We start from the raw sequence: 23,639 nt of genomic DNA, 5'->3' as shown, positions 1-23,639 counted from the left end.
GGGAGTAGGGAGTAGGGAGTGGGGAGTGGGGAAAGCTAGTTAATTTTGTGCCACTTATGACAAATGCCGAGTTGCGATGGCTTGCATTTTCAGATTAGTAAATTGAACGATCGCCTTAATTAAGTCTTGCTGTTCTGGTTGCAAATTCAGTTTTTTTAATGCCTGATTAATATCATTACCAGCACGCAGGCTATGAGCTAGTTGGTCACGCTGAGATGAATTTAATACTGCACCGATTTCCCGATTTCTTCTCTGACGCACAGCCTGGAGTTGTTGCTGTTGTTGGGGCGTTAGGTCAATTTCCGCAAATGAGTTTAAGACAGTAGGAACACTGGCTATTGGACTAAAAATAATACTAGGAACAGCATTGATTTGAACTGGTGCAGCTAAGGCAATTCCCGGAATGAAGATCACAAGGGCCAGAATATTAGCGAACACAGACAGCCATTTTGTAAGGTGAATTACCATATTGAGAAATACCTAGATCAAAATTAACGTGGAAATATATTCCAGCAACTTGCAAGTTTGAATTTTGGAGTATGGATTTGTTGCCATCTCTCAAAAGATGAGAGCTTGGTGCTTTTTGAACCTGTATTAGTCACAAAAGAAGCAGTCCACCCAAAAAGTATTATCCAACGTCAGGGAATCTTGAATGATAAATTCTGCTACAGCCTGTTTGAATAGGTAAGATACTCACCCTACAAAACTTTGGTGAGGAAGTGAAGCTCTAAGCCCGCACAGGCGAGCTTAGTCAAGGTGTCGAGCGTCTATTCAGAGTCTTTCATTTTGTTAATTTCTTGTTGTAATTCTTCAATTTGGCGACGCAAAGTTTCCACTTCCTCTGCGGAAGGTTCTGCTGCCACATTTACTGCACCAGATGCAGGCGATCGCTGATAATTACCTCGGCGAATTTGCTGATATTCTTCTGATACAGCCCACTCTTGTAAGTAGCGTACACGCTCCACAGGGAAAGGGTGGCTCAACATACTGCCTTGAGAGCCGTTGTAAATCAGGAATTTATAAACTTGATTCAGTCCATCTTCATCTAATGAGTGATAACTTTGAGACTGTTTAATAAACTCCTGTAAGCTACATTCGTGGGCATATTTGATACTACCGCCAGATACTTTCATCATGGATAACAACACAGGATTTAAGTCATCCATGACTAACAAAGCAGCGCGATCTGCGGTTAACTCTGCCTTGCGCCGCCATTCAAAAAAGGCATAAATTAAGGCTTGAGACACGAAATTGCCAATCCCGAAGGTTAATTCTCCCAAGGCAGAAGCAGCATTCATCGCCCACATCGCCATTTGAATTAAAATAGTATGACCACATTTAATATGCCCCAGTTCATGGGCTAACACCGCCCTAATTTCGGCTTCGTTGAGTAAATCTAGTATCCCTGTATTTATGACTATGTAAGGATTTTCTTGCCCCAAAGCATAACTATTGGCTTGGGGATTTTGTTGGACAAACAGTGCCGGTTCTGGGTAAATGTCCAAATCCCGCACGCATTCACGGAACATATGGTAAATAGTGGAATATTGGCGTGGCCCTACTTGGATGGTGTTGCCCATTAGATAGACTAACTGAGGGCGTTCGTAGACAAATTCCACGAATTTACGAGCTATTAAATCAAAACCCGGTAAATTGCGTAAAGCTTGCTCGGCTTGGCGATCCAGTGGATGCCTGAAGGCTTCGCTGGAGATTCCTGTGTAAGTTGGCATAATTTAGGTTAATTGGTAATTGGTCGTTAGTGTTTGCTAATGACTGATGGCTAATGACAACATAATAGAAATGGGGCTATTGGAAGTAGAAGTCACTTTGTATGGGATTAAAAGCTTGTGATTGAGGCTGAAGTTCATTTGTCACTACATAACTTTCTGCGATCGCAGGCGGGGTTTCCTTCCTGGCCCCATCATTTAACGATGGCAAGATTGGTAGCACGGGCCTTGCGTTTAGGACGTAGCGCCTTAATTCAAGTCGGGGCGGTTTGTGGCTATCAAGGTCGATATCGTACCAGTTTTGTCGCATCGGCTTTGATGTGGCATGGCCCTGTCATTATTGTCGCCCCAGAATCAGTACAGCAACGTTTGTTAAAAGTAGAAATTCCCCGTCTCCAGCCGTGGTTACAAGCTAACAAACCCATTAGAACCGGCGACGCTTGGCCTGGTTCTGAGTTCCAAGGACTACTTCTAACCACCCCCCAAGCTTGGTTGCGGGGGCAAATCACATCTGTTGATGATTTTCCTCCAGGTATTCCCACCATTATTGATGGGGTAGATGATTTAGAAGATTGGGTACGTGATCAACTAACCCAAACTATTCAACCCCAAGACTGGGATCAACTGATGTTAGCTTGTCCCCAACAAGCCGAGGTAATTCGCTCTGCAAGGACACAACTGACACACGAACTGTTCCAGCATCCAGCTAATCCCTATGAATGCTATTTAATTTCGCAGTCAGAAGTAGAGATTTTAAGTGAACTTTATTTAGAATTGGCATCAATACCAGAACTCCCAAAACCTTGGCAGCATTTCTGGCAGCAATTTCCACTGATTACGGAAAATTCCGCCCCTTTATCTCCGCCGCCGCTGTTTTGGGCGACAATTTCCCGTCGTCAAGGCTTATTTTCTCTAAAATATGCCCCCATTGAATTAGGCAGTATTTTGACCCCGATTTGGCAAAGACAACCAGTAGTGTTAATTGGTAGCGCCTTAGAACCAGAAACTGAAGCCCCATTGTTCCGTCAGCGTTTGGGTTTAGATGATGTCACTTGTTTGAAGTTTTCTTCTGATACTCAAGGGTCAGCGATTCAGTTATATGTACCTCATAAAATACCCTTACCCAATACCCCAGAATTTCAGGCTGCTTTTATTCATAAAGTCCGGACATTGCTGTGTTTAAGTGCGACAGCCCCAGGATTAACGGTGATATTGGTGGGAGATGTGCCACTCAAAGCCCAGGTAGGTGCTGTTTTGGCCTCGGAATTTGGTTCACGGGTACAGGTGGAAAAAACTTGTTTGGATGAAAATGGCATTTTGATTAGTGGTTGGGAATTTTGGCGAGAACATCAAAGTGTCTTACCTGCACCCCATCTGTTAATTATTGCCACTTTGCCCTTACCATCTTTAGAAAATCCTTTGGTGGCTGGTAGAGTTGCTCATTACAAGCGATCGCATCAAGATTGGTTTAGATTATTCTTGTTACCAGCAGCTTTAAATGAATTACAACGAGCGATCGCACCAGTCCGCGAAAGTCAAGGTATTGTGGCTTTACTTGATAGTCGTGTAGTGAATCGTAGCTATGGCGCTCAAGTTCTGGCTGTTCTCAGTCCTCTAGCCCGGATTAACTATCTCGATCCCAGTCTGTTTTCCCATCCGAGTGCAGAAGATTCGGCTTAGTTAGCTATTTACGTTTTGTCAACCGCTGTGCGATCGCCTGAAAGCAAACGTTATTATCGATTTTGGTGCAACTATGTTAACTGCCACAATTAGGGAACACCAAAAAAATTATCCCCCCTTGTGAAATGGCATCCGGCCCATTATTCGTGATTAGTAGGTAAGATGCTCACCATACAAGCAATTTTTGGATATTTTTATTTGGCAGTCCCTAAAATCAAAACCTCAATTGAATTGTGAATTATTGATTATGGGTGAAGCAAAGCGTCGTAAAACTACATTGAAAGAAAACTACGGTCAAGAGTCTCGCATCTTACCTTGGGTTCCCATCACCAAAACCCAAGCAGACTTGTTTGTGGAGTGGACTACTCGGGGAACTTGGTTCTGTATTGGGGCTATGGTTGTGGGTTGGTTGACTATCCGTTTTATTGGCCCGGCTTTCGGTTGGTGGCAAGTAGTCTCTTAAACTACCCACTCCTAACTCACATTACCAAGCATGGATGGTGCTAACAGTCTGGCAATCAAAGTTTTAGAGGTTTATGGACTGTTAGTCCCATAATTTACTCTGCTCTCAATGGACTTTATTCACGTAATCGGCATAATATTTCTTAATTTTTACGCAGAAGTCTCTTGAATGTTGAGTAAGTTTTATACCATAACTGCAATCAGCGTGAAAATACTGGCGAAATGGCAACACGTTCATTATGTGTTCAGTTATTCTCTGTATCAAGGCAGAGATAGTAGTGTGGCGAATTTGTCCTGAAGAACATAACACTTAATAATTTACGCAAATACGGCTAGTACTCCCACAACCCAAACCCCAAATCATCTATAAACATCTATATTGACAGGAGGAATAGACTAAGTGTACCTAGGATTCAGGTACACTGAATTACCACTTATGAACACACTGATTATACTTGATAGAGTAGATAAAGAATACTGAAGTGGCGTGAAAGGCTTTATTTACCAAAGGATTGGCAGTATATGTCCAAAAAAATTAATATCCGTAAGTTTTCTGTTGTTAACTGACGCCAAATTTGCGTTACTCTTAAGGCGGATCATATTATCTCAGGATGTAAACCGGGCATAAAACCGGACAGAAATAATAAATAAAAAATTAAACTTGTAAAATCTGTCCGTTGAATCGAGTTAGCAAATTGAATATTTTGATACGGCAAGTTGATGATTTATCCCCTACCCTAATCAAGGTAGTCAATCAACGACTTTATGAGTTTCTGGTAAATGTAATGGATAGTTTACAATACCAGTGGGTAAGAAAATCTAAAGAAAATATAAAAGAGACTAAAATGACTGTGGTGTCTGGAGGAAAAAAGTGTTTCTGAGACTAGCGCATCAACACCGACAATTTGTTCAAGACTTGGTAATGAACCTACAAGCCTTGGCAATTGTCCTAGAACGACGCGGATACCCTGCGTCTTGTTATACCTGCGGCGACCAAATGAATAGTGCTTCATTTATGGTTAGCTTGGGCGATAATCACTTGATTCGGTTTTTGGTATCCGATTATGGGATCACCTGGACAGAAATGCGTGATGACCGTGAATTAATGAAGTTAGAGGGTGCTGAGGCAATTAGTCAGTTGCAGGAACTAGCTAATCTTGTCAAACACTGTGCGCCAGCTAATGCAGGCAATAAAGCCTTAGCTAAAAAGTGTTAGGAATTTCTGTATCTCATGGGGTACTTCACAACAGGTTCCAATCATCGATTGAGAATTGGCCATCTAGGCCAGGTAATTAGTAATAGGTAATTGTGGCTGATTTGGCAATTCCACATTACCTATTGGCGATTACCGTTAAGTGATGTGTCCGTTGCTGGGCTGTGTCATGTCTTTTCAGTGAGATTATCAAAACCTTATGAGAGAATTCTTTCAGATGTGAAAAATTCATAGCTGTAAAGAAATTCCAAGATGTCTGAAAAACAATCAAGGCAAGCGAAACTACCTCCAACTAGCACTATTGACGTTCCATCGAATCACGAATTTGACAGTTGGTTTGAATATCCAGTCAGAGTGCAACCTCATCATACTGACTATGCAGGTATTGCCTGGCATGGTATTTATCTCACCTGGATGGAAGAAGCACGGGTGGAGTTTTTGCGATCAATAGGGATTGAATTTGCCAATTTAGTGGCTTTAGGCTGTGATTTACCAGTTGTAGAACTTTCAGTACGCTATCATCGGGCCATTGAGTTGGGGATAGCAGTGATTGTCAAAACACGCATGACTGGGGTGACTGGTGTGCGAATGAACTGGGATTATGAAATTGTCTCAATTAATGGACAACAATTGTATGCTACTGCCAAGGTGACATTAGTAGCACTAGATCGTGAAAGAGGTAAAATTATGCGTCAGTTACCTGCAAGTATGAAGGACGCATTTGCTAAGATTACCACCTCACATAATAATTGATTTCTACTTTTATATTGGGTATCCTGCCCGTCCTCAATGTAGGACGGGAGGAGACAACCATTTTAGCCAGAAGTTCCTTTGGGATATTTGCTTGAAAATTCCTGTAAACGATGAAGAGTGTAGATGCTTTGCCAAAATTTAACAATAGGCTGGGAATTTATTAGTTACTACTGCTACTCTGCGATAGTATTTGAGCAAAATGCATGATTTGATGCCAAATATCTCTCGGTGTAATCCCATAACCGATATTAAGTAAAACCAAGAGAGCCGCCACAGTTAAAGCATTTTTGAGAGTTGTTTTGAGTATTTTCCACAAAAATGTAAATACTATCCAAGCAAGAATTAGGGTGGGAATCATAAATGCAAATTCCTTAAAATCTGCCTTTGTCTGGGCAGTCTTTTATTTATCGAGTAAATTTTTGTCTGTGTAACAATTACTGATGTAAAATTTACTGCACCCTAATTAAAATAATTACTACTAGTAGTCTTCGAGAATTATTCTTCTCCAATATACCTTAATTTTTAGTGTTTATTTCAGTTAAAATTCAATTTTGAACTAGCATAGTAAAAACATTTTTATTTTTTAGTAGATATATATAAAAATTATAAAATTAGCGAGGATAGCTTGATTTTATACCATCCTCACTAATGTTTTTGTACTATTGATTCGTTTAGTGCAGCGAAATTATCTGCGCTGAGGTTGCTAATTTTTTAGTTGCAGTTAAAACTTCTTGTCTAGCCCATTTATCTGCTGCCAAAATGTCATCTAAAGAAGGACTTGCACAGTTATCATTTTGATGGCGATCGCAAACTAATTCGATACATCGGGGAATATCTAAAAATTGAATTTTCTCTTCTAAAAATAACGCCACAACCTGTTCATTAGCGGCGTTCAAGACAGCCGGCATGGAACCCCCAGCTTGACCCGCAGCATAAGCCAACTGCATACAAGGATACTTTTGGTGATCTGGTTCACGGAAGGTTAAATTGCCAGCTTTCACCAAATCTAGTCTTTGCCAGTCTGTGTAGATGCGATCTGGCCAAGATAAAGCATAAAGTAAAGGTAAGCGCATATCCGGCCAACCGAGTTGAGCTAAAACCGAAGTATCTTGTAACTCAATCAGCGAGTGAATAATACTTTGGGGATGAATGACAATTTCAATATCCTGATAATCTAAGCCAAACAGGAAATGAGCCTCAATCACCTCCAGTCCCTTATTCATCAAAGTGGCCGAGTCGATGGTGATTTTGCGCCCCATTGACCAGTTAGGATGCTTGAGAGCATCAGCCACCTTCACCTCGGCTAACTTTTCTACATCCCAATCCCGAAAAGCCCCACCAGAAGCTGTCAGCAAAATTCGCCGCAAGCCACCCTGGGGAACACCTTGTAGGCATTGAAATATGGCTGAATGCTCAGAATCAGCAGGTAATAACTTTACCCCATGTTTTGCTACTAAAGGTAAAACCACAGGGCCACCAGCAATTAAAGTTTCTTTATTTGCTAAGGCAATATCTTTACCGGCTTCAATAGCAGCAATGGTAGGTAGTAACCCAGCACAACCAACAATCCCCGTGACCACCACCTCAGCATCACCATAACGAGCTACTTCTATCACACCAGCCTCGCCAGCTAGTAAAATCGGTTGCGGGTCGAGGTCTTTAATAGCTGCTTGTAATTCCGGTAATTTCTCCTCAGCAGAAATCGCTGCGATACTGGGGCGAAACTGCCGAATCTGATCTGCTAACATTTCCACATTCCGCCCAGCAGCTAATCCCACAATCCGAAACTGATCTGGGTACTGAGTAACAATATCTAAAGTTTGAGTACCGATTGAGCCAGTGGAACCAACAAGAGTAATAGCTTTCACAATTGCTTAAGAATTTACGGACAACTTCCAGTTTGACACTCTCTCGTACCAGATGGTATGGCATTATTTAACAGTCAGGGATCAGTGGCTAAATACGGGAAAACAAAAAACTAATTAATCTTTGGGGCAATCAAGGTAAAATCTTCCGATTGACCTAATACTTTACTGCTAGATAAGTCGATATTTTGTAAAGTTGCATTATCTATCAATAAATAAGATTGCTCTGACTGCATTTGTTGTAACCCTGTGATGTCTGCGGGAATAACTTGGCAGTCACAGTAAAAGTCTAAACTCGGACGACTATAAGCAAAAGAAGTGTAGATTTTTGTTCCTGGGAAAACATGAGTACGAATCAATGCAGCCACAGGTTTGACCGGGAAAGCTTCATTTAATTCCCATATCCAGGATTGCGAACTCATCAACAGTAACAAAACTAGATACATTCCCGAAAATAACACAGGAACAACCAGGCGATCGCGCTGTTTAATTAGCCATGCAGCTATACCCATACTGATTGCCAAAACCAAACTCATAACTATCAATACAGGCTGGGGATCAGCAATAACAAAGTAAATACATCCTCCTATACCTGCAATGGCAATAATAACTAGAAATATAGCCCAATATTTATTAATCAAATTTCGGTGTTGCCAAATTTCGCTCAGTTTGGCACCAATTGCTAAAGCTAAAAATGGATAAATCGGCAGGACATACCACGGAAGTTTGGTTCTCATCGCAGAAATGGCGACAAAATAAACAACTGTCCCAATAAGAACTAAACGACTCCAGGTAGTATGACGTTTTCGCACAGCTAGATGTAACCCTCCTGGCAAAAATATTAGCCAGGGAAAACCATATTTAATTAACTCAATTAAATAGTACCAAGGAGGACCACTATGACCTTCTACGGGTTGTGTAATTCGGTTAAAGGTTTGTGCCTGAAAATTGATTTGTAAAAAACTTCCTCCATAATGTTGCCATTGGGCAGTATACCAAGCCAAAGGTACTGCATTTCCCAACAACATCCCCGCCCAGAAATAGGGGTTTTTTCCCAAAGATAATTGTCCGTCGGCAATCACAAATAAACAAGCGATCGCCCCTAACAACAAAACTAACATTCCTTTGGTGAGAGTAATTAGTCCCAGACATATTCCTACACCTAACGCATACCGTTGATGCTGGCGGGCTTTCAGTAAAAAAAATAACAACAGGAGAAAAAAAGAAATACTCGCGCCATCTAACATCGCCAGTCGTCCGTGACGCACCACAGGCAACATTGTCAAGTAAACCAAAGCAGCAAACAAAGCTGGTAAATGTTGGTTAAACAGCAACCGCCCCACCAAATACAGCAAAGGGACTCCCAACGCAGTTAACATTGCACTGGGCAAACGTGTAGTCCACTCATTCACTCCTCCGAGAAAGTAAGCCCCAGCAATGAGTAAGTGAATCAGAGGTGGCTTGTTATGATATGGTTCACCTCCCAAAATAGGATAAAGCCAACGCAGAGAACCCGCGGGGGCGCGCCAAATTTCACGGGCAACCTGGGCTACAGTCCCTTCGTCCCAGTCTCGTAAAGGCAAGCTTCCCAAAAATATCAGCCACAGGATCACCGATGCTATCAGCAAGCTAAATAGCCATTCTTTTTCTCGGAATGGACGCATATTTTGTAAATTAGAATCATTCTTTGGTAATTATTCGATAATAACTGTCACTTAAACAAGCTATTTTTGTCAAAAACTTTACTGTTATGAATAGTTAAATTTAATACATAAAATTTTCAAGAATATGGTTAAGTTATCAAGCCCTAATAAAATTCGGTAATTACACTGTATCTATATATGCTGTAATTCTCATATCAATGATGTAATATCCCTAATTAATTTGCTATCTTTGTTCGCAAGTGAAAAAATGAGAAATTTAGGCTTTTAGCTATTTAAGTAGCTGATGCATCAGCATCTAAAAAACACTCAAATGCTGATTAAGATTATTCAGAATGAACAAGTAAAAAGTATAGAAATTAACGGCTAAGTTTACCTAAAGAATGGGAAACTATATGCAGTTGATTGCCCTCATGTTCACTCTATAGTAGACAAAAAAGAACAGCAATCAAGGTAAAAATTAACTATTTTTTAACAAGTTAACAATGAAAAAAAAGATTAAAATATAAATTATCAGCTATGGCATTAAGGTTGTCCGAAAACCCTCTTGTATAAATAACCTGTGGCCAACAAAATATTTTGTTAATGCCATGAAGTGGGAAGCATTAATTATTAATAAATATTCTATGGCTAGTCATCCTCTGAAACCGGATTTTCTTGGTTACAGTTGAAGCTTCATCAGTCATAGCTCATATTTTTTCTAAGATTTCTGTAAGTTCTTGATCCATAAGTTCTCAATTATCAGAAAACATCTACCTATCACAGATATTTAAAAGCAAGTGTGCTACAAAGTACCGTCAGAAATGCGACTGATGGTTCTACCTTTGAAGGAGCTATGAAGTGGAAAATAATAGGTCGTTTCTTTGGCCACAAGGAATATTGATTGCCTTGCTTGCCTTGAGTGCTGCTTTAAGCGTTGCTTTAATGTTACTAATCAAGCCAAATGCTTCTGAGGCGCAGAACCGACAAGATATAAATATAAATAACTTATCTGCTGCCAAAGTTGGCACTCAAAAGCGCATTGAGGGATTAAAAGCAACAATGCTCACAAGTTGGCAGCAAGAAGCCAAAATCAAGGGTCTTTCTTATGCTGTGCCACCACGCTTTCAAGGGGCAACCATTAAGGCGGCAAACCTCAGTCAGGGTCAGAAAGTAATTGCACTGACATTTGATGATGGCCCTTGGCCGGATACTACTGTGCAAGTACTGAATATTCTTAAAGAAAATAATGTTAAAGGGACATTTTTCGTTGTTGGGCAAAATGTCAAAAATTATCCAGACATGGTGAGACGGGTAATTGCTGATGGTCATGCTATTGGCAACCATACTTGGCATCACTGGTATCATTATATGAATCCCAAGGCGGCTGCCTATGAGATTGATAACACAACAGATTTAATTTATCAAACTACAGGGGTGAAAACTAATTTGTTTCGGCCACCTGGAGGAATCATGCATAATGGGGTGGCTGCCTACGCGAGAAATAGAAAATATGCCATTATTATGTGGTCTTCTGACTCCTTAGACTATGCGCGTCCCAGCGTACCAAGGTTAATTAATAACGTTTTTGGACACGCAAAACCTGGTGGAATTGTTTTATTGCATGATGGTGGTGGTAATCGCGCCCAAACTGTACAAGCTTTACCAGAAATTATTAATAAGTTTCGTCAGCAAGGCTATAGCTTTGTGACTATTCCCGAACTTCTCGAAATGCAAGAGAAAGATTTAAAATTGATTGCGAATAAAAAGTAATATTTAAGTAGTTAATATTATCTCATTACCTGAAAACGGGAACAAGTTTGTAGTATCATCCAGTTTGAAATGTACGAAGGCATCAAGATTTAATAAAATAAATAACCTCATCCCACAACCCCTATTCTTACCAAGGCTACTGGACTAACACAGCTAAAATGTTGCATTAAATTTATCTTGTAGATGGGCGTCTCGCCCGTCCAGTGCAGGCAAAATGCCCGCACTACAAGAGTTATATCTATCACACTATTTTAGGCGTGTCAGTCCACTATCAGCAATAGGCCTGGCAATTATCAAAACTAATTAGCTACTTCAGATACTTCAATAATGCGCCCTTCATAGTCTTTAACTAGAAAATTGAGGGGCTTTTGGTTGCGAATTTTGAATTTTAATCCGCGCATTTCTATTCGCAATAAAATCATATCTAAACAGTCACGGTCAAAACAAACGTGACGTTGTTGATTCTTGCTGCCCAAACTAGCACCTGTAATCACGTGTAGCTGGGTATTTTTTTTCATTTGATACCACAACCCATCGTTGGCATTATTCATCACTTTGTTAGACCAACTGGGACTGGTAGACATATATAGTGGATCGATGCCAGTGGTGCCTAGGGTTTGTTCGTAGTTGTAGTAGTAGTGCAAAGGCACTTCGGCGGCTGGCAAATCTAGCAGCCCTTCATACAACTGTCGGGCAATTTCCAGATCAGACACCATTACAGTATGGACTTTGGGGGCGCTGGTGAGAAACATCCACATTGCACCGGCATAAGCTGCCAGCAACATCACCATAATGCCTTGGGTGGAAAACAAGCTATCCAAAGGCAGGGATGGTAAAAAAGAGCCTAAAGTCAAAGGGGCAAACAAGAAAGTCATTACATTAGCTGCTATAACCATGAACAAACCAAAGATTATATAAAGGAGCGGCTTTTATTATTCTCTATCAGAACTAAATTTAAGTCCTTATTCTTAGTTTATCAATACTAAAGTAGTCTGAGTCTTAGCAACTAACAGACCACAACCTTGATTGTATGCAGATCAGCGCTAGATGGCCACTAACTCACAATACTATTTTAACTACCAGCCACCCGTAAGCTTATGCAAATTCCTCATTTTCCCGAAGCTAATCACCCTTTAGTGAAGTCATTGTTTCATCACAGTGACCTAGAATTGCTGAATCTGTTTCAGACTTATCCAGATGTTGGCAAGTACTTTACAGTCATTTTTTGCCGTTATAGCCCCATAGTCTACACCTTGATTCAGCATTCAGCCCGATCGCCTGTCCAGGCAGATTATTTGTTTGCTCTCACTTGGAAACATATTTACTACGAACTCGGAGGATTAAAGTTAGCTGATCCCACATCCAGCCCGGATGCGTTGACTTTACAAAATTGGCTGATTAATATCACAGCTTTTTGTATCAACGAAATTCAACTACCGCCCACAGAAGCCATTCATTATTCTCTTCAGGCGACATCACCGCCGCTGTGGTGCTATGTAGAACAGGCATTAGACCAATTACCACCTATTTTGCGTTTGATGGTGTTGATGGCGCAAACTTTCCACTGGAGTGAAACCAGAATTGCCGCTTATTTGCAAGCAGAAGGAGAAAAGATATCGCCTCTCGAAGTAGCCAATTTTCTCCAGGAAGGCTATCGTATGCTAGAGGACAAATTACCCGCAGACATCCGCGCCATCTACTTGGGAGAAGATTCTGCCTCAGAATAATCTAAGTATAAACGCGTATTTTACGGGTATTGTTTTCAGAAAAATAAATCTTCTTCTTAAACCTTTTACTTAGAGCCGAAATTTCACCGGTAAATTTTATGAAACAACGGCAGTTATTACCTGGGTGTTACGTTTTACTTTTTATTGTTTTACTGAGTCCGACAGTGGCCAGTGCTGCGGATATTACACAACAACTGCACCGCCCATTAAGTAATTCTAGTTGGCGGCAATCTCGAGAAGAAGCAGATAGCTTAGTGCGGATTGGTGAACAACAATATGCTTCAGGATTCGCTGAGAAAACTGTAGCCTCTTGTCTAGAAGCCTTGGAAATTTATCACTCCATTGGTGACCTTAAAGCCCAAGGGGTGACTTACGATTTAATGGCCAAGGCTTATCTCCAGCTAAATCGGTTCAAACAAGGAGAAAACGCCTTGCGCCGCCGGTTAGCGATCGCTCGTGATACGAAAGACTTTCAAGCTCAAATTTTTGCTTTAAATAACATTAGTACTTTATTGCTGCAACAAGGTGAAGCTGTCGCCGCCGGTAAAACGGTGGAAGAGGCCCTGACTATTGCCCGCCATGTCAAAAATATTGAAGGGCAAGGACTATCTTTAAGTAATTTGGGATTGGTATCTGCCAGGTTGGGAGACTACAACAAAGCAATTAAGCTGTATGAAACTGCCCTAAGTTTCCGCCGTCAAACTGGCGATCCTATCGGTGAAGCGAATACTCTGAATAATTTAGGAGATGCTTATTTAGCTGCCAGCAATTATCCAGATACCATTGGTACTTATGGGGCAGCCATGCGAATCGCTAAAATCAGCCGCGATCGCACCAATCAATTACGGGCAATTGACGGTTTAGTCATAGCACACAGTGCAGTAGGACGTTATCCACGTGCCTTTGATTTACTAGAACAGCGCTTAATCCTCGCCCAAGAATTACAAAATCTCCGAGAAGAATTAATTTCTTTTGAGTCCTACGCTAATTTATATGAGCAGCTAGGCAATTACCCAACTGCCCAGAATTTTTATGAAAGGGCGATAATTCTGGCACGTACACTGGCAGATAACAAGCAGGAAGTACGACTAGTTGATAAACTGACCCAAATGCTCAAACGATAATTCTTCAACTTGAACCCAGAATCCCCCGTCATTTATGCCTACGGTGTACACACAAGTGCGAGTAAACTACTAAGGGAAGGAGTTGTGGGGAGAAAAAGGTGGTGGAAAATCCAATAATGATTCATGCTCAGCAGTGGGATGGAATTGCTTTTGGAGACCCAAGACTGACAAAAAGGGGGCAGCATTGTACGAAGCAATGGAAAAACATCAATCAGTCAGCATTCGCCAAATAAGTAGAAATAGAGCCGAACAGGTGGGTTACTACCGCTTTTTGGAGAATGAAAATGTGACAATAGGGGAATTAGTCCAAAGCCAAAGAGACAACTGTGTATCAAAGGTAGAAGACAAGCATATATTAGCCAGAGCGTGATAGCAGCGAAATTAACTTGCAGTCTCATTTTGGCAGGTTGAAAGCAGAGGGTCTAGGTGTAGTCGGAAATAACACAACTGAGTATTTTAGCTTTGTCTGTGGCTGTGCGAATTTTACAACTGATTCAGGGACGGGATAATTCTGATTTAAGCGCAACTGTTGCTTTCAATGATGAACAACTCCAATGTTTATCCACTCTTGCACCCACTGTCGAAGGCAACACTTTACTTCAACAAAATCCCTATCCTCCTCATTCTTTACCTTGGGCTACTTGGATTATTGCTCGATTTGGTGGTTGGTCTGGTTACAAGTCTCACAAACCTCCCGGTATTACTACTTTGGTTCGCGGTCTTGAGCAATTTGAATCCACTTTTTTTGGCTGGAAACTCGCTCTGGGTCTACTTGTGTGTACACCGTAGCTTTGCGTCGGAGAGGGGTTGGGGGTGAGGTCAAAAGGCTATGGTGAATCACATACCCTCCGTATAACGTGAATAAGTTCGATAACATAACTGCATGAGTTTCCGGGGATGTCCACCACTTTCTCGGATTATTTGCATGATTTCTGCTTCAGTAAAACTCACGGAAGTTAAAGCTAAACGACTATTAATAAAATCAATGGCGCTGGTTTTATCCCAAGGCTTGATATATTCCTCTTGACAAATCCCAGCCAGTGGTGATGTTTTACCTTCATCTTGACTATTGTTAAAAAGTCGTTCTAATGCTTTATAAAAACCAACGGCAAATGCGATCGCAGCGGCATCACCAATGGCATCATTCATCCCAATCACAAAGGAGATATGTTCAGCAATGGCTTTCGCCTGTATCTCAGAATAACAGGCATTAAGTAGCACACACTCAACTTGCTCGAATAACCCAAACATGGCTGCCAAAGCTTCAGGTTCTACAGGCTGAATTTGACCGATTTTATTCTCAAAGCCAAGTTCTTCAGTAGTTTTACCATGTCCAGAAAAATGTATTATTTGCGGGTTAACATCAAATATTGCTTGTGTAATATCTTCTACGCGAACTGATTCCCGTTGCTCTAATTGATACTTATCTGCGTCTCTAGCTATTCGCAGTCTTTCTTTGATATCTCGTAATTCCTGCCCCAAGCGTAGCCGAGACGCATCACTAGGATCAGCAGCTAAAAACAGGATTTTTACAGGGATACCATTATTCATTCATGAGAGTGAAAGTACTGATTTTGTTTGTCAGTATATCACTGAAATTCAGCAAACTATAGCAATTTTGTCTTAATCTGTGAGCGCAAGGCTCATATCCCGGACTTTCTCAAAAATTCGGAGAGCTTTTTGTTCGTGATTCATTTAGGCGAGTCTCCACTAGTTTGCGGCTTAATGGGATGTTGCCGTTGCGGGAATATTACCAATAATTTCTTCGAGAGTTTTGAGTAAATCCTGTTCGTTGTAAGGTTTAGAAAAATACGCCCGCGCTCCTAATTGCATGGCTAATTGTCGATGTTTATCACTGCTGCGAGAGGTCAACATGGCAACTGGAATATGTTTCATATCTAGGTGGGAATTGATGCGACCTAAGAAGCCATAACCATCAAGGCGCGGCATTTCAATATCACAAATTACTGCTGCGACTTTTATGCCAGTTTCTAGTTTTTCTAAGGCATCTTGACCGTCTTTGGCTTGTTCTACTTGATACCCGCCTTTTTCTAAAGTTAAGGCTAAAAAACGCCGCACGTTAATTGAGTCATCAATAATTAAAATCGTGCCTTTGTTATTAGTAGTAGGTACTGGTAGTTTGTTGTTATCAAAGCACAGAAAAGGTGTTTTTAACCTAACTGATGGTAATTGCTTATTTTTAGGAGTGCGTTGATTAGTGGCAATCCAATATAGTAATTCGTTGGTATTAACTAACGCTAATACTCGACCATCACCGAGAATTGTGCAGTTACTAAAGCCTTCTGGTAAAGGTATATTCCCTTCGACTTGGCGAATGGCTACTTCTTGTTCACCCCAGCAACGGTCTACTTGGATGGCTACTGGCTGATTATTACCTTTAACTATTAAGACACTGCTGGCGTTGATGGCTGGGGGAGTTTCCCGTTCTGGGTTATCGTAGCGCGGACAATTAAACTCGAAGTAGCGACCAAGGCGAATCAATGGCAGCATAGTTCCTTGCCAGTTGAGGACTTCGCTACCTGCCATTGAAAATACTCGTTCGTTTTGCAGTAAAAATATTTCGGAAACGACTTCTGTGGGAAATGCCAAAAGCATTTTGTTACTTTCTACTAGCAGTACTCGCGCCACGGAAAGTGTAAATGGTACTGAGAGGGTAAAGGTAGTTCCTACTCCTAATTCGGTGTCTACTGTTATGTCTCCTCGCACCGATTTGAGGTTATTGCGAACTACATCCATGCCGACACCGCGACCAGATAAGGCGGTTACTTGGTCGGAGGTGGTAAACCCTGGTTCAAAAATTAGTGATAATAGTTCTTCGTCGCTAGCACTAGCGACTAAAGTAGTATCTAATCCCATAGCTGCGGCACGGGAGCGAATTTTTTCTAAAGAAATCCCCCGACCATCATCACGCATTGTCAGGATTGTGCGGTTACTGCGGTGGGTAGCCGTAATTTCAATTAATCCTTGTTCTGGTTTATTTAAAGTGCGGCGTGTGGCAGCATCTTCGATACCATGATCAAAGGCATTTCTTAATAAATGCATCATCGGCTCGTTTAAAGCTTCTAAAATGCTGCGTTCAATTAAGGTGTTACCACCTTCAACTTTTAGTTGGACATTTTTGCCATATTCTACATTGAGGTCACGTAAAGCTCTGGGAAAACGCTCCACTAAATCGGAAATGGGACGCATCCGAATATGTGTGAGTTTTGTTTGTAATTGTTTCGATGTTTTATTCAGTTTACGAGCGATTTGATCTGTATCGTCAACACTTAATTGAATATCTGTTGTGACTTCTTGTACCTGGACAATGGTTTCCATTACTTCCTGCGATCGCAGGTTTAATCCGTTATACCGATCCAGTTCTAAGGTATCAAATTCTGAGATATGTTCTATATCAATTTCTGTAAGCGAGCGCACGCCGGATGTTTTCACCAACGGCATGGCAATTTTATCGTAAATTGTCCGCAGTTCATGGTTTTCTCTTTCGAGAATTTGTACTCGCTGATTTAGATTACGCACAAGTTTACGTAATTTTTCTAGTTGCGAATTTAAGCCATTGCGCTGGACAATTAGTTCGCCAAATAAATCATTAATTTGCTCCAATTGTTTACTGGGAACCCGCACAGTATTGTCTGGTGTTTCCCAGTCTTTGCCAACGTTATTTAGCTCGTCTGTGTGTTCAATAAATGTATAGTCTGTGGTAGTAATTTCGGGAGCCAAAACCAGACTTTCTTCTGGGATGTCAACATCAGTTATTGGTGCATCTTCTAGGAATGATTCGGTGGCGAGAAACTCAGCAATAGCCTCTGCTTTGGAATGTTGATTATAAATTGCTGGAGTAGTTACTACTTCAGTTAACTCAATTTTTGTCGGTAAATTATCTCGTTGATTTGTTAAAACCAAAGCTTGCGATCGCCGCCATGCTTGTAAGGCTATTTGGGCGATTTCGGACACGCGATCGCTTGTGGTGTTGCTGATATGATAAGCTATGGACTCACAAAGGCTGGTAAAAGCCGGTAACTGCAACATTTCCCCCAAGCCGCCCAATTCAGCCGCCATGATGCTTACTTCTTCTTGTAAACAAGGCTGGGCGCTATCTGCAATTACAGCTTCTAGGCGTTGTAAACATCCTTCTACTTCAGTTTCAAACAGCAACGGCGTAATGTCTTGACCATCCTCTGGCGATAACATACTAGAAGCGTCTTCAGGGCTAGGTTCACCCAGGCGATCGCGTAGTTCGTCAAAGACTGGATAACAAAAGGTGGTTAACCACTGGTCTTCAATGACATTTCCTTGTGAGAGTAAGTCTACTATCTGACGCAGCCAGTCAACACCAGAAAGCAGTAAAGTTTGTAAATTTGTATCAATTTCTAGAGAATTTTTGCGGGTTTTTAAAACTTTAAAAGAATCTTCCAAACGATGAGCTAAATCACTAAGCGCCCGAAATCCCATCATCCCCGCACCGCCTTTGATGGAATGAGCAGCTCGCAGTGCTGCATTAATTCTATCTAGATCAATGCGGTGAATAGTGTTGATTTCCAACAATACTGCTTCTAAGGTATTTAAGTAATCTGTGGCTTCTTCCAGAAATTGCATCTGGATTTCTAGTTCTTTATCTTTTGACATAGTTTTATTTAGTCATTGGGGATTAGAGGCTAGGGGCTAGAGGCTAGAGACTGGAAATTTTGCCCCTATATCCTCCTACTGGCTAATTCAATTAACTTTGAAAGTTTCCACTGTTTCTTGTAATTGCTGGGAAATTTCCACGGTTTGGTGTAGAGATTCGGAAACTGCGCGAGAAGAATCTCTGGTGCGTTGGGAAATGGCGGCGATATTTTGCATCAATTGGCTAACTGATTGAGATGTTTGTAACTGAGATGCCGTTGCTGTGGAAATTGACTGTACCAAGGAATCTATTTGTCGTGATACATCTAAAATTTCACTCAGGCTGTGCTTGGCTTCTTCGACAATTTGAGTACCTTGTACAACTTGGGTAGTGCCTATTTCCATTGCCTGCACCACTTCGCTGGTTTCCCGTTGGATGTTCTCCACAATTTGCTCGATTTCTTGGGTGGCGGCGGCACTACGTACTGCTAATTCGCCTACTTCTTCTGCAACTACCGCAAAACCTTGGCCTTCTTCACCGGCGCGGGCGGCTTCAATACCGGCGTTGATGGCGAGTAAGTTGGTTTGGGTGGCAATTTGGTTAATTAAAGAAACTACGCGAGAGATTTGTTGCGAAGATTCTCCTAAGCGTTTGACTTTTTTGGCAGTGTCACCTACGGTTTCTCGCAAACACAGGATGTTTTGGACTGTCAAATCCATTGCTTCTCCACTCTTGGTGGCAGTTTGGGCGGCATGATTAGCCACCACAGCGGCTTGTTGGGCGTTTTCGGCAACACTTTTCATGGAAGAAGTCATTTGGTCAACTGCATCTAAAGTGCGGTTAATTTCGGCAGCTTGGGTGAGTGCTTCTTCTGCTAATTGGCGAATTGCACCTTCGTTAGAACCAATTGCGCCGTTAACCTGGGTAGCAGCTTGTTTAACTTGGGTGACAATATCTCGGAGATTTTCGACAATGGAGTTGAAAAAGTCGGCAACAGTCCCAATTTCCCCAGCCGTCACGTCTGCGCGTACTGTCAAGTCTCCTCTGGCTGCACCTTCTACTTCATTGAGTAGTTCTAAAAGTTGCAGTTGCAGTGTTTGGTCAGAATTAAGTTCCCAGTTATGTCTGGCTTGGTGTATAACTTCTTGTTCTTTGAATAAGACTTGTAATTGGGATGCTACTTGGTTAATGTCAGCATTCATTTGGCCTAACTCATCTGTGGTGGCTGTGGCCAAACGAGTATCCAGTTCGCCTTGATTGATTTTCGATAAAGCCGTAGCAGCATTTAAAATTGGCTGAGTGGTACACTTGGCTAACCAAACTGCGATCGCAGCTGTGATGATTGCGGTTAGTAATGTGCCAATTGCTATTGTTTGGAGTAATTGTTTTTGGGGTGCAAATGCTGTGGCGGTATCTGTGGTTAATAATACCTGCCAATTTAAACCAGGGAAGCCATCGAGTCTGCCGGGTGGGATGTAACTAACTAGTTGTCGTTGTTGATGATTAACTGCTGTAAAACTATCTACTTTGTTGGCTTTGAGTAGTTGAGCCAAACCAGGATATTCAGTACCTAATAATTCTGTTTGAGGAGTTAGGAAAACTTTTCCTGATGCATCGAGCAAATAATATTTACGCCCGTTGACTGTGTAGTTTTTCAGCGTATCTTCTAAGGATTTGATGGGGATACTTGCTCTTACTACAGCAATGGTTTCGCCAGAAACATCATTTTTGATGGGTGCGGCGATTTCCATAACTGATTTTTCTAGCTTACTGATAAATGGAGTATCTTTTTTCAGAGTCTCCCAAAAGTAGTTACGGTCTTTACCATGATCTAAAGGTTTGCCGACAGATTGGACTATCAAGTTACCTTCAATATCAAAAACGGCGATACTACTATATGTCTTATAGGGTTCAACAAAGCGATTTAAAACTAACTGTTTTTCGGCAGCAGTGGTACTTCTACTAACTCTATCATTGGTTAAAAACGGTAAACTTGAGAGAATTTGAATATCTTCATACTTTCCCAACATAAAGCGGTTTACCTGATCTGATAGACTAGTAACTGCCGCTGTTTGAGATTGGGCGATTTGTTGAGTAATAGATTTATGAGCCAATCTATAGGCGATCGCCCCCATTACCAAAGTTGGTAAAGTGCCAATAGCTATCGCTACAATTATTGCTTTTTTACTCAAGCTGAGTCGGTGTAAATATCCAACTACCTGATTTTTATGAGCATGGTTATTCGTTGCCGGATGATTTGGCATCGGCAAATCTAGTTGCTGATCAGTAATTTTAGGAAATGAAAAAAAGTTTGCCTGTTTTTGAGTATTATTACTCTTAGCCGTGTCAGTTTTATTAAACATAATCTAATTCGCTTGAATAGGTAAATGAGAACACTAAAAATCTAGATTTTAGTAGCACCTAATCACTGCGGAAAATAGGCGAATGCACAATAGCTTGGGCATCTAATGCCAGTAATATTTCCTCTTGTTGAACAACACATCCACGTAAATAAGGTACTAAGCTAGATGCGACTTGTCCCACAGGAGACTGAATATCATCAGGCATAAACTTAGTTATACCTTTGATTTCTTGCACAACTAAGCCTAAAAGCAGTGATTCCACCTTGATAACGATGACATTGTATTGTCTCAATCTGTTATCTAAAGATTCTAAATTGAGCATTCTGGGTAGATCAATAGCCCAAATTATCCGACTCCGCCAATTCATTAAACCGAGTATACAAGGCAGCATATTCGGCATAGAAGTTATAGACTCAACAGGTACAATAACTGCTTCTTGCGTATAATTCATAGCTACAATAGCAGTAATTTGCTGATTTAGTTGAAACTTGAGATAACCATCTCCTAATTTATTTTTTTTAGGTTTTTTGTCAAGTGTTTGGTCAAGTATAATTTTAGAATTATTCATTTATTTAAAGTACAACTGATTTAATAGCACGCAGTAACTGTTCTCGTGTATAAGGCTTGGTAATATAAATGTCTGCTCCTTGTTTCATCGCCCATAATCTATCAATTTCTAGATTTTTAGAACTGCAAATTACTATGGGCAATTTTTGAGTCATAGGATGTTTTTTGAGGGAACGACACAACTCAAATCCACTCATTCCCGGCATGACTACATCGGTAATAATTACGTCTGGCTGCTGTGATATGGCTTGTTCTAAGGCATCTTTTGCACTGACTGCCTTAATGATGTTATAACCACTTTCTTTGAGATAATAACTCATTAGTTCTAATTCACTAGGCGAATCTTCAACAATTAAAATTGTGCCAACTAAAGTTAAGTTCATTTTTTCCTCTCCTGAAAATATCAATTAGTAATTAAAAACCTTGTATGCAAACTATGGTGAGAATTATTTCAGATGCGAAAAACAATATTAAGCATGATTTTTCTAGATTCATGAGAATTAATCAAGGTATTTAAACACCATTTTTAGTAACTCTGGTTGTGTGAAAGGTTTAGTTAAATAACCTGATGATCTGACCATTTTTGCTTTTGCTCTGTCAATAAATCCTGTTCTTCCAGTCACCATAATAATTGGGGTATTTTTAAATGCTGAATGTCTCCTTAATAAAGAACACAGTTCATAGCCATCTAAATTGGGCATTTCTACGTCTAGTAAAATTAAGTCTGGTTTACTGCGGAGTATTTGCATTAAAGCTTTGACAGGATCGTTGATTGTAACCACTGAAAACGTCTTGCCATCCAAAAACATTTTGATGGAATTCAACACTGTTTGACTATCATCAATGCAGGCAATTGTATATAAAGTTTTTTTGATAACCTGCTGGTCATTTTTGTGATGAATGTGTTCAGGCGGCTCAAAAGTTTTTGATGGCGCAAATTGTTGATTATGGGAAAATTTAGTCTGAATGGCAGGCGGCTTGATTTTAGATAAAAGTGAATAACCCTTACCCGGATTAACTTGTGGCTGGACATTTGTCCGATTTCTTAACTGCCTTTGACAATGTTCGACTAGTAAACGCAAATCCAAATAACAAAACTTTGGTAGTTCCTCCCAGGAACTATCAGGAGAAAATTCATAATTCCCTTCGATTAAACCCAGAAATGACTCCAGCACTTCTTTGGCTAATTCGTATATCAGAGTTTCTGCTTGGATGGAGGTGATATATTCCTGATTCACCAACCAGCAAATTGCCTGATAATCTGCATATGGCATGGACTGATGTTCATTTTTCGGTTCAAACATCAACCGCATTTGCACACGAATGGCGCTGTTAAGAGTGGGAATTTGTTGACTGAGGCGCTGCAACTGGTAATCAAGCCGCTCAAACAGTCTATCTGAACAAGAGGCGTAAGTAAGTTTACCGTCCTCTATATTAATTGACCAAGAAGCTGTTTCAGTAAATATGCGTAAACAACCCGTAGCGTGACGACCAGTTAGTTGAGCCAATAGAGATAATGGATGTAGTTTTTGGGGTAACCGATAACTACTTATAGAAGTTGTACTCATTTTGCTTTTACTTCAGCTAAATTTGTGCAGAAGCTTGGCCACAATTCCCAATAAATATTGGTTAATAGCGTTTCGTTGTCACAGGTACAAAAATGTCACTGGGGAATTTGTGGTTAAACTTAAAGGCAGCAGTTGTGATTTTAAATCTCTCTTTGCAAAGTAAGTACAAGCAAATTTACTTACTAATTAATCATGAGATTTTAGGCAAAGATAAAGACCAAATACAGCCATTTGGCTCTGATGGATTTTTCAGAAAAAGTCGGAGAAACAGTACTGCTAAATTAACAAAATTCCACTTGGCTTTTGACAGTATTTACACTTAGATTCACTTGAGAGTAGGAATCTCAGACGGCTAATTAAGTAAACTTACGGGAGATTTATATAAATTAACAATGAACTATACCTCAACTTCGTATTAGTGCAATTGTTTATATAATTCCCACTTCAGGAACTAATATTAATGTGATGGGATAAAATTCTCTTCTCAATTTGAGATTTTTGCAAAAGCTGCTAGTGGTGCGATCGCATATCTTCCTTGCTGATCTCTGCT

The 23,639-nt window shown here is 40.7% G+C and carries 20 protein-coding genes and 1 pseudogene; 9 read left to right on the top strand and 12 right to left on the bottom strand.

The window, feature by feature from the left end; all coding sequences use genetic code 11:
- Positions 1-54: 54 nt before the first annotated feature.
- On the bottom strand, positions 55-468 hold the full coding sequence (locus ACM0OS_RS04705; RefSeq protein WP_414542004.1) for a hypothetical protein: 414 nt from the start codon (positions 466-468) through the stop codon (positions 55-57).
- A gap of 299 nt (positions 469-767) precedes the next feature.
- On the bottom strand, positions 768-1,730 hold the full coding sequence (locus tag ACM0OS_RS04700) for a M48 family metallopeptidase (RefSeq protein WP_414542003.1): 963 nt from the start codon (positions 1,728-1,730) through the stop codon (positions 768-770).
- Between the two features lie 117 nt (positions 1,731-1,847).
- Here ACM0OS_RS04700 and ACM0OS_RS04695 point away from each other — a divergent pair, with 117 nt between their 5' ends.
- From ACM0OS_RS04695 to ACM0OS_RS04680, 4 genes are all read left to right on the top strand, one after another.
- Positions 1,848-3,407 (top strand): ATP-dependent DNA helicase, encoded by a 1,560-nt coding sequence (locus ACM0OS_RS04695; protein WP_414542002.1) that lies wholly within the window; start codon positions 1,848-1,850, stop codon positions 3,405-3,407.
- A gap of 247 nt (positions 3,408-3,654) precedes the next feature.
- A complete protein-coding gene (locus ACM0OS_RS04690) occupies positions 3,655-3,870 on the top strand; it encodes a DUF2839 domain-containing protein (RefSeq protein WP_414542001.1) in 216 nt (71 codons plus the stop codon).
- Between the two features lie 870 nt (positions 3,871-4,740).
- On the top strand, positions 4,741-5,085 hold the full coding sequence (locus ACM0OS_RS04685) for a DUF1815 family protein (RefSeq protein WP_414542000.1): 345 nt from the start codon (positions 4,741-4,743) through the stop codon (positions 5,083-5,085).
- A 249-nt stretch (positions 5,086-5,334) separates the two neighbouring features.
- On the top strand, positions 5,335-5,835 hold the full coding sequence (locus tag ACM0OS_RS04680) for an acyl-CoA thioesterase (protein WP_414541999.1): 501 nt from the start codon (positions 5,335-5,337) through the stop codon (positions 5,833-5,835).
- Between the two features lie 160 nt (positions 5,836-5,995).
- Here ACM0OS_RS04680 and ACM0OS_RS04675 read toward each other — a convergent pair whose 3' ends face one another.
- The 3 genes from ACM0OS_RS04675 to ACM0OS_RS04665 all read right to left on the bottom strand — a co-directional run bounded on the left by ACM0OS_RS04675 (position 5,996) and on the right by ACM0OS_RS04665 (position 9,364).
- Positions 5,996-6,193, bottom strand: a complete 198-nt coding sequence (locus tag ACM0OS_RS04675; RefSeq protein WP_414541998.1) for a hypothetical protein — start codon at positions 6,191-6,193, stop codon at positions 5,996-5,998.
- A gap of 313 nt (positions 6,194-6,506) precedes the next feature.
- Entirely contained in the window at positions 6,507-7,703 is a 1,197-nt protein-coding gene (gene dxr / locus ACM0OS_RS04670; RefSeq protein ID WP_414541997.1) for a 1-deoxy-D-xylulose-5-phosphate reductoisomerase, read from the bottom strand.
- A gap of 110 nt (positions 7,704-7,813) precedes the next feature.
- Entirely contained in the window at positions 7,814-9,364 is a 1,551-nt protein-coding gene (locus ACM0OS_RS04665) for an ArnT family glycosyltransferase (RefSeq protein WP_414541996.1), read from the bottom strand.
- Positions 9,365-10,201: 837 nt separating this feature from the next.
- Between ACM0OS_RS04665 and ACM0OS_RS04660 the strand changes: the two genes are divergently transcribed.
- Positions 10,202-11,113, top strand: coding sequence for a polysaccharide deacetylase family protein (locus tag ACM0OS_RS04660; RefSeq protein WP_414541995.1), 912 nt, complete (start codon positions 10,202-10,204; stop codon positions 11,111-11,113).
- A 299-nt stretch (positions 11,114-11,412) separates the two neighbouring features.
- On the opposite strand, the gene ACM0OS_RS04655 is transcribed toward ACM0OS_RS04660, so the two are convergent.
- Positions 11,413-12,009, bottom strand: a complete 597-nt coding sequence (locus ACM0OS_RS04655) for a glyoxalase-like domain protein (RefSeq protein WP_414541994.1) — start codon at positions 12,007-12,009, stop codon at positions 11,413-11,415.
- 201 nt (positions 12,010-12,210) lie between these two features.
- Here ACM0OS_RS04655 and ACM0OS_RS04650 point away from each other — a divergent pair, with 201 nt between their 5' ends.
- The 4 genes and pseudogenes from ACM0OS_RS04650 to ACM0OS_RS04635 form a co-directional block, all read left to right on the top strand.
- On the top strand, positions 12,211-12,840 hold the full coding sequence (locus ACM0OS_RS04650; RefSeq protein ID WP_414541993.1) for a sigma-70 family RNA polymerase sigma factor: 630 nt from the start codon (positions 12,211-12,213) through the stop codon (positions 12,838-12,840).
- A 98-nt stretch (positions 12,841-12,938) separates the two neighbouring features.
- Positions 12,939-13,964: a tetratricopeptide repeat protein gene (locus ACM0OS_RS04645; protein WP_414541992.1), complete on the top strand. Its 1,026-nt coding sequence runs from the start codon at positions 12,939-12,941 to the stop codon at positions 13,962-13,964.
- Positions 13,965-14,160: 196 nt separating this feature from the next.
- The gene (locus tag ACM0OS_RS04640) at positions 14,161-14,334 is read left to right on the top strand and encodes a hypothetical protein (RefSeq protein WP_414541991.1); all 174 of its coding nucleotides are present in this window, start codon (positions 14,161-14,163) and stop codon (positions 14,332-14,334) included.
- Positions 14,335-14,396: 62 nt separating this feature from the next.
- Positions 14,397-14,753: pseudogene (locus ACM0OS_RS04635) on the top strand (IS4 family transposase); the annotation flags it as partial.
- A 48-nt stretch (positions 14,754-14,801) separates the two neighbouring features.
- On the opposite strand, the gene ACM0OS_RS04630 reads toward ACM0OS_RS04635, so the two are convergent.
- The 6 genes from ACM0OS_RS04630 to ACM0OS_RS04605 form a co-directional block, all read right to left on the bottom strand.
- Positions 14,802-15,515 carry a hypothetical protein gene (locus ACM0OS_RS04630; protein WP_414541990.1) on the bottom strand — a complete coding sequence of 238 codons (714 nt, stop codon included), beginning with the start codon at positions 15,513-15,515 and terminating at the stop codon, positions 14,802-14,804.
- A gap of 171 nt (positions 15,516-15,686) precedes the next feature.
- Entirely contained in the window at positions 15,687-18,611 is a 2,925-nt protein-coding gene (locus ACM0OS_RS04625; protein ID WP_414541989.1) for a response regulator, read from the bottom strand.
- 87 nt (positions 18,612-18,698) lie between these two features.
- A complete protein-coding gene (locus ACM0OS_RS04620; RefSeq protein WP_414541988.1) occupies positions 18,699-20,954 on the bottom strand; it encodes a methyl-accepting chemotaxis protein in 2,256 nt (751 codons plus the stop codon).
- Positions 20,955-21,012: 58 nt separating this feature from the next.
- On the bottom strand, positions 21,013-21,522 hold the full coding sequence (locus ACM0OS_RS04615) for a chemotaxis protein CheW (RefSeq protein ID WP_414541987.1): 510 nt from the start codon (positions 21,520-21,522) through the stop codon (positions 21,013-21,015).
- Positions 21,523-21,526: 4 nt separating this feature from the next.
- Positions 21,527-21,904 (bottom strand): response regulator, encoded by a 378-nt coding sequence (locus ACM0OS_RS04610; RefSeq protein WP_414541986.1) that lies wholly within the window; start codon positions 21,902-21,904, stop codon positions 21,527-21,529.
- 117 nt (positions 21,905-22,021) lie between these two features.
- Positions 22,022-23,089, bottom strand: coding sequence for a response regulator (locus tag ACM0OS_RS04605; RefSeq protein ID WP_414541985.1), 1,068 nt, complete (start codon positions 23,087-23,089; stop codon positions 22,022-22,024).
- Positions 23,090-23,639: the final 550 nt, after the last annotated feature.

The organism is Nostoc sp. CCY0012 (assembly GCF_963920855.1).
Lineage (GTDB): Bacteria > Cyanobacteriota > Cyanobacteriia > Cyanobacteriales > Nostocaceae > Cyanocohniella.
Note: the sequence above shows the minus strand (reverse complement) of the source record. Positions and strands in the feature narration are given on the sequence as shown.